The 6,265-nt window shown below is 59.5% G+C and carries 3 protein-coding genes and 1 pseudogene; all 4 read left to right on the top strand.

From position 1 onward, the window contains the following. Positions 1–343, top strand: a pseudogene (locus tag G3O00_RS38875) (type VI secretion system tip protein VgrG); the annotation flags it as partial. Positions 344–379: 36 nt separating this feature from the next. Further along, the gene (locus tag G3O00_RS38880; RefSeq protein ID WP_241025538.1) at positions 380–5,020 is read left to right on the top strand and encodes an RHS repeat-associated core domain-containing protein; all 4,641 of its coding nucleotides are present in this window, start codon (positions 380–382) and stop codon (positions 5,018–5,020) included. A 2-nt stretch (positions 5,021–5,022) separates the two neighbouring features. Then, complete coding sequence (locus G3O00_RS38885; RefSeq protein ID WP_206146163.1) at positions 5,023–5,559, top strand: hypothetical protein; 537 nt, start codon at positions 5,023–5,025, stop codon at positions 5,557–5,559. A 329-nt stretch (positions 5,560–5,888) separates the two neighbouring features. Next, positions 5,889–6,265: SMI1/KNR4 family protein (locus G3O00_RS38895; protein ID WP_206146164.1), on the top strand; the 377-nt coding region annotated here is incomplete at its 3' end.

Consider the following 6,265-nt stretch of genomic DNA (forward strand, 5'->3'; position numbering starts at 1 on the left):
GACGCAGGGTGGCGCGGCGCTGGCGAAGGCCGCCGTTGGTCAAGGCATGGGCATGGCGCAGCAGGCGCTGGTCGGCATGCTGCCGGCCGGCGCGTCGAATGCACTGGGTGCGGCGAAAACGGTCGCGGGATTGGCGAGCTCGGCGTCGCAGGGCGGTGCTGCCCTTGCGAAGGCAGTGGCAGGCCAGGGCCTCGGTATCGCGCAGCAGGCTGCGGCCAACATGCTGCCGGCGGGGGCGCAGTCGGCGCTGTCGCACGCGGGCCAGTTGAGTGCCGCCGCGCAGCAGGTCAGCGGTCTCGCGCAGACGGCGCGTAGCGCCGCCGCCGCGCTGAAAATGAGCTGAGCGTCGCCCCTTTAAATACTCGAGAACAGAATAATCATGACCGCTGCGGGCGTCCTTCAACCCAAACCTACCGATGTGTTCGTGTCTCCGATCATGAAGATCACGGAGGCCGACGTACAAGCCGGCATCGATGTATTCGACAAGTGGCTGATCAAGGTCAGCGGCGGCGTGGTCAACGTCGGCCGGCTGAAGACTGTCGCGGAGAACGTGCCGGTTCTGGCCAATATCTTTGCGGCAGTCGATGCGGTGCTCGACATCAAGGCGATGATCGAGCATGGCGATAAACCGATCGACATGTTCGACTGGGTCAACCTCGGTCTCGATCTGATCGGGGTCGTGCCGTTGCCGCCGGCTACGGCTGAGCTTCGCCTGGGCGCTCGCCCGGTGTTGAAGCTCATTCGGCAAGAGATCGTCAAAAGTGGCAAGGCGGTGGGCGAGGCAGCGTTGCAGGTGCTGCGGGATTCGGTCATCTCCGCAATCGTCGCGAACGTGCAGGAGCGTTACGCGGGCGAGATCGAGAAATTCCTGAAGGTGATACGTGACGGGCTGAAGGAGCTGCTCGAGCACTGCGCCAAATTCATCGGCGATCTGATGAAGGCGATCGCCGACGTGTTCGCCCATGCGGCGGGGAAGAAGTACGAAGTCGGGCACAACGTGAAGTCGGCCGGGTCGCATCTGAAGGGTGTCGGGGAGGCTATCGTTGCGTACGACGGCAGGAAGATCCTCGACAATTTCGGCGGATTCCTCTCGGACATCCGCAAGGTCGAGGGGAAGGTCGTTATCAACACGGCGACCTCCGCCGCCGATCTGATCACCCCGAATTCGACGAAGAAGCTTCAGCTCTTCGCTGACGATATCTACAAGCGGATTCCGACGGTCCAGAAGTGCATTCGCGAGCTCGACGGGAACGATGCGGGCAAGATCGGGTGGATCATCACGATCGGTGAAGACGGCATGCGGAGCTGGCGCAAGAGCCATCCGAAGCCGCAGTCGGCGGGGATTCAGGAACACAAGACGGCGAAGGTCAAAGAGACGCGTCCGGAACATCGAATTGACGAGGTTCAAAAAACCACTGAAGCGCATCATCCGGGGCCGAATTGTTGCCCGACACATACCCCGGTGAAGACGCCACCTGCCGCCACCCTGAATTCAATCGGATTCGCGCTTGGCGACGAGCAAATCAATCACGAAGACTTCACGATCGACGGGCCGTTACCCATTGCCTGGGCGCGTACCTATCGATCGTTCTTCGACGCGAACGACGAGCAGGGCGAGCTCGGCGCACGCTGGATCACGCCGTATACGACGCGTTTTGATATTGCCGCGGAAAAGCTCGTCTATCACGATGCCGCCGGACGAAGTATCGAATACCCGCTGCTCGGTGTTGGAAGTGCGCATGACGATCTTTCCGAGGGACAGACGTTGTTGCGGCTGGACGAGCAGTGGCTGACGGTGACGCGCGGACATACGCTGCTCGAAGCGTACGAGCAGCACGGCAACGTGTTCCGTCTCGCATTCGTCAAGGACCGCGCCGGCAATCAGGTGACGCTCGACTACGATACCGAAGGGCGGTTGCATCGCCTGATTGCATCGCACGTTCAGGTTGCGTTCCGACATGACGTGCGGGGGCGGATCGTTGGCATTACGCATCATGACGCACAAGGCGAGTACGTCGGCACACTTGCGAGCTACGAGTACGACGACCAGAACGATCTGATCGGGGCGACGGACCGCTACGGCAATCGTCGCGAATATCGTTATCGACACCACCTCGTGACGCGATATACCGATCGCACCAGTCGCGGTGTGAACCTCGAGTGGAACGGTGACGGGCCGAAGGCAAAATGCTTCCGCGAATACGCCGATGACGGCAGCGATGAGGTGCGCCTCGCGTGGCATCCGGACTTCCGGATGGTCAGCGTGACCGACGCGCTCGGCAATGTCACGCACCACTACTACGACAGCAAGGGTTATTCGTTCCGTGTGATTCATCCGGACGGTAGCGAAGAGTGGATGTATCGGGACGCGAACGACAAACTCGTTCAGTACATCCATCGTGACGGTACCGTCGAGCAGATGGAATACGATGTGCGCGGCAACTTCGTCCGCCATCAACGTACCGACGGCAGCGTGGTCGAGATGGCGTACGACCAGAAGGACCAGCTCGTTCGCGTGACCGATCCACTTGGGCACCCGTGGCTGCGTGAATATGACGATGCGGGGAACATGGTGGCGGAGGTCGACCCGCTCGGCCACAAGACCGAATATGCGTACGACGGGCGAGGATTGCTTACCCGGATCAAGGATGCGAAGGGAGGCGCGAAAGCGCTGAAGTACGACGACGTCGGCCAGTTGACCGGTTATACCGACTGCTCGGGCAAGACGTCGCAGTGGGCGTATGACGCCCAGGGGCGCCTCTCGGAAGCGAAGGATGCAGCGGGTGGGGTAACTGCATACCGTTATGGCGCGAATGGCCAGTTGATCGAAGTCGTGTCGCCGGCGGGGCGCGAGCAGCTGAGCTACGACGCGGAAGGGCGTCTGCTGACCCATATTGATCCGCTGAACCGCAATACGCGTTACGGCTACGACGCGAGCGGGCGTATCAATATCCGCACCGATGCGTTGGGGCAATCGCTGTCATATCGCTATGACCGGCTCGGGCGGATCGTTGGGCTGACCAACCAGAATCACGCGAATTACTCGTTTCGCTATGACGTGGCAGGTCGAATGATCGAGGAGATCGATTTCGACGGGAAGGCCACGCGCTACTCGTATGACGAGGCGAGCAGCCGTCTCGAGTCGGTCGACGAGGCGGGACAGGTCATGACGATGTCCCACGATCGCGGTGGACGGCTCGATGGCCGTTCGGTCGGCGAAGAGGCGGAGCGTTTTGCATACGATCCGCTGGGACGATTGATCGAAGCCAGCAATCGATATAGCCGCGTTCAACGGTTCTTCGACCCGGCCGGTAATCTGGTGCGCGAGCATCACGCTTACGACCTCTTCGGTTCGAGCCGGAGTTTCGTATGGCATCACCGGTACGACGAAATCGGTAACCGGATCGGAACGGTCCGGCCGGACGGCCATGCTGTCGACTGGCTCACGTACGGCTCGGGACACGTCCACGGGTTGATGCTCGACGGCAAGGAACTCGTTCAGATCGAGCGGGACGATCTGCATCGGGAAACGTTGCGCACCCTGCCGAGCAAGATCGATCAACGCACTGCATACGATCGTGCCGGGAGGTTGGCGCAACGCACGGTACAGCGTGCGAATGCACCCGCGCCGCTTGCGGAGCGTCGGTATCGTTACGACGCGGCCGGCCAACTCGTGCAGATTGAAGACAATCGCAGAGGTTTGACGGACTATCGTTACGATCCGGTCGGACGGTTGCTCGAGTCGATCGGACCGGCGGGCAAGGAGCGGTTCGCGTTCGATCCGGCGAGCAATATCATCGACCCGGTACGTGTTGAAGCGCCTCGCACGGAGAGCCGGCTGAGTCCGGTACGTGCTATGGAGAGTACGTTGCCTGCGGAAGTGCCCAAGGTGTTGGGCAACTTGTTGAAGCAATATGCGGGGGAGCATTTCGCGTACGACGCGCGCGGCAATCTCGTCCATCGCAGATCGCCAGCGGGTGAGCAGCGTTACGAGTGGAACGCGTTCAATCGGATGACTGCGGCGACGGTTGACGAGGTCGCTCGCAGGAGCGAGTCGCGGTACTACTACGATGCGCTGGGGCGTCGCATTGCAAAAGAGGTGAACGGCGAGCGCACGGTGTTCGGGTGGGATGGCGATACGCTGGCGTATGAGAGTGGGGAGCAAGGCAGCACGCACTACCTTTACGAAGCGGGTTCGTTCGTGCCGATGGTGCAGTACGTGAGCGCGTCGGTAGACGGGTTCGAGACGCCGTCACGCCGTGAGACCGATCGCTATGTACCGGAAGACGATCCGTTGCAACGGTTGCCGGAGCGGGTGGGGGATGCGCATGCGTTCTATTACCACTGCGACCAGATCGGCACACCGCAATTGCTGACGGATGACGAAGGCGATGTGGTGTGGGAGGCGTCGTATAAGGCGTGGGGGGAAGCGCGGGAGGTGATCGCGCGGGCGTCGAAGGCGGCGGGGATGACGCCGAAGAATCCGTTGCGGTTTCAGGGGCAGCAGGTTGATGACGAGACGGGGCTGCACCACAACCGGTATCGGTACTACGATCCACAGAGCGGTAGATTTGTATCGAAAGACCCAATCAGATTGAAGGGGGGTATCAACGTATATCAATACGCGCCGAATCCGGCCGAGTGGATAGACCCACTTGGCCTCGCGAAGCGCGGTCCGAAAACAGGCGGGAGCGGTCCGCACAATGAGACGATCGCGGCTTGGGGGCGCGAGGTTGAGTCGGCCGGCGGAACTGTAACGGCGGGTGGTGCAAAGCTTCCAGAGGTATTGGTTAAAACGCCGGGCGGTGTCAAGGGTGGCCGACGCCCCGATCTTATCTACACTGATGCCGAGGGTCGAACGATCTACGGTCAGGTCGGTCGCGTCAAAGCTGATGGGGTAACACCCGTGACGCGCGAGCAGCAGGCGATAGGTGATCTGCGCACAAAGACCGAGGGGAAGGATATTCCTGACGACGTCCAGTTCCGCTCCTACAATAGCTGTCCATGTAAGGGGAAATAGGCATGGATCGCAAAGTTTTTATGACATTCGATGACTTCGTGAGCATCAATACGGAGTTGCTTGAAAAGACGGGGTTGACACTGTACCGCTCGGAAAGCTATGGGCATCCGTTTGTGCGCGTTGACCGGATCGATGCTAATGCTTGGCGGAACAGCGGGTTGCGAGCGTTGGCTTTGCTGATTGGTGACCAAGCCAATGATTCAAGAATCCTTGGGCCGAATCAATCTGATGTGATGCGCGATGCCCGTGTCGGTTTCGTTAATGTTCGATATGGCGGCGATGATGAGTTTGCAATTGGGGCGACGCTTTATCTAGCTGACGGATCGGACACAACAAAGCTGGTGAATCGCGAGCTAAACAAGCTACTCAAAAAATACGCTCACAAGGATGTGATCATGAGTGGCAGCGGTACCGTATACAGCGGCTACTACTGGACAGATGCAGCCCTTGCCAGCGGCAAGAACTGGCATCTGTTCCTTGGGACGGGTGTTCGCAAGGAGGGGAATAAAGATCCGGGCTATCGACCGAAGCCGGAATGACCGAAGGGCCGCAGTTGCGGCCCTTGGTGTTATCGAGGTTGGCGGTGATCCGGGGAGATGGTGATCTGCTTGGCCTGCGTCACTGCAGCAAGCCAATATCAAAGCTCCACCGGGATATGAGCTTGCACATCGGCCACGATTCGAAAACGATTCTGGCTTCGATTACTCACATGCAGACCCGATGCTAGCTGCGGACCATCGAGGTATTCAGCATCGCTATTGGCGCAAGCGCAACGGGTGCTGGTCGGCAAAGATGCCAAGTTCGGGCTCACCTGGCACGGGCAAGCTGAGTCTCCCGAAACCCGGGTCTTTGCCGTAAGCGAGGAATTATGGGCAAAGCGAGAGTGATAGGCACAACAATAGATGCGATCCGTGCTGCTGAGACGGAATTGGGGCGAACCTTGCCCAAGTCGTTCTCAGATTGGTTATTGGATAACAACGGCAAAGCATTGGGCGCTTTGGTTGTGTTTCCTGTCTTTGATGCGCGTGATCCCCGCAAGACGTGGGAGTCGATAGTTCGCCACTTCAAGGAAGACTGGCAGGAGTGGCAAGAAAACTTCTCTGGTAATCCTATCGACTTCTCCAACCTGCTGCCATTTGCCGAATTCGGAACGGGCGACTATTACTGCTTCGATTACGGAATGCTCTGTGGCGCCGGTGAGCCCGTTGTAGTTCTTTGGTCGCATGAGACTGGTCGAACTTCTAC

It is taken from the genome of Burkholderia sp. Ac-20384 (assembly GCF_017104605.1).
GTDB classification, from domain to species: domain Bacteria; phylum Pseudomonadota; class Gammaproteobacteria; order Burkholderiales; family Burkholderiaceae; genus Burkholderia; species Burkholderia lata.

What these genes read in the sequence shown, in the direction of transcription:
- G3O00_RS38880 (WP_241025538.1), top strand. Translation starts at nt 380, where the DNA reads ATGACCGCTGCGGGCGTCCTTCAACCCAAACCTACCGATGTGTTCGTG.
- G3O00_RS38885 (WP_206146163.1), top strand. Translation starts at nt 5,023, where the DNA reads ATGGATCGCAAAGTTTTTATGACATTCGATGACTTCGTGAGCATCAAT.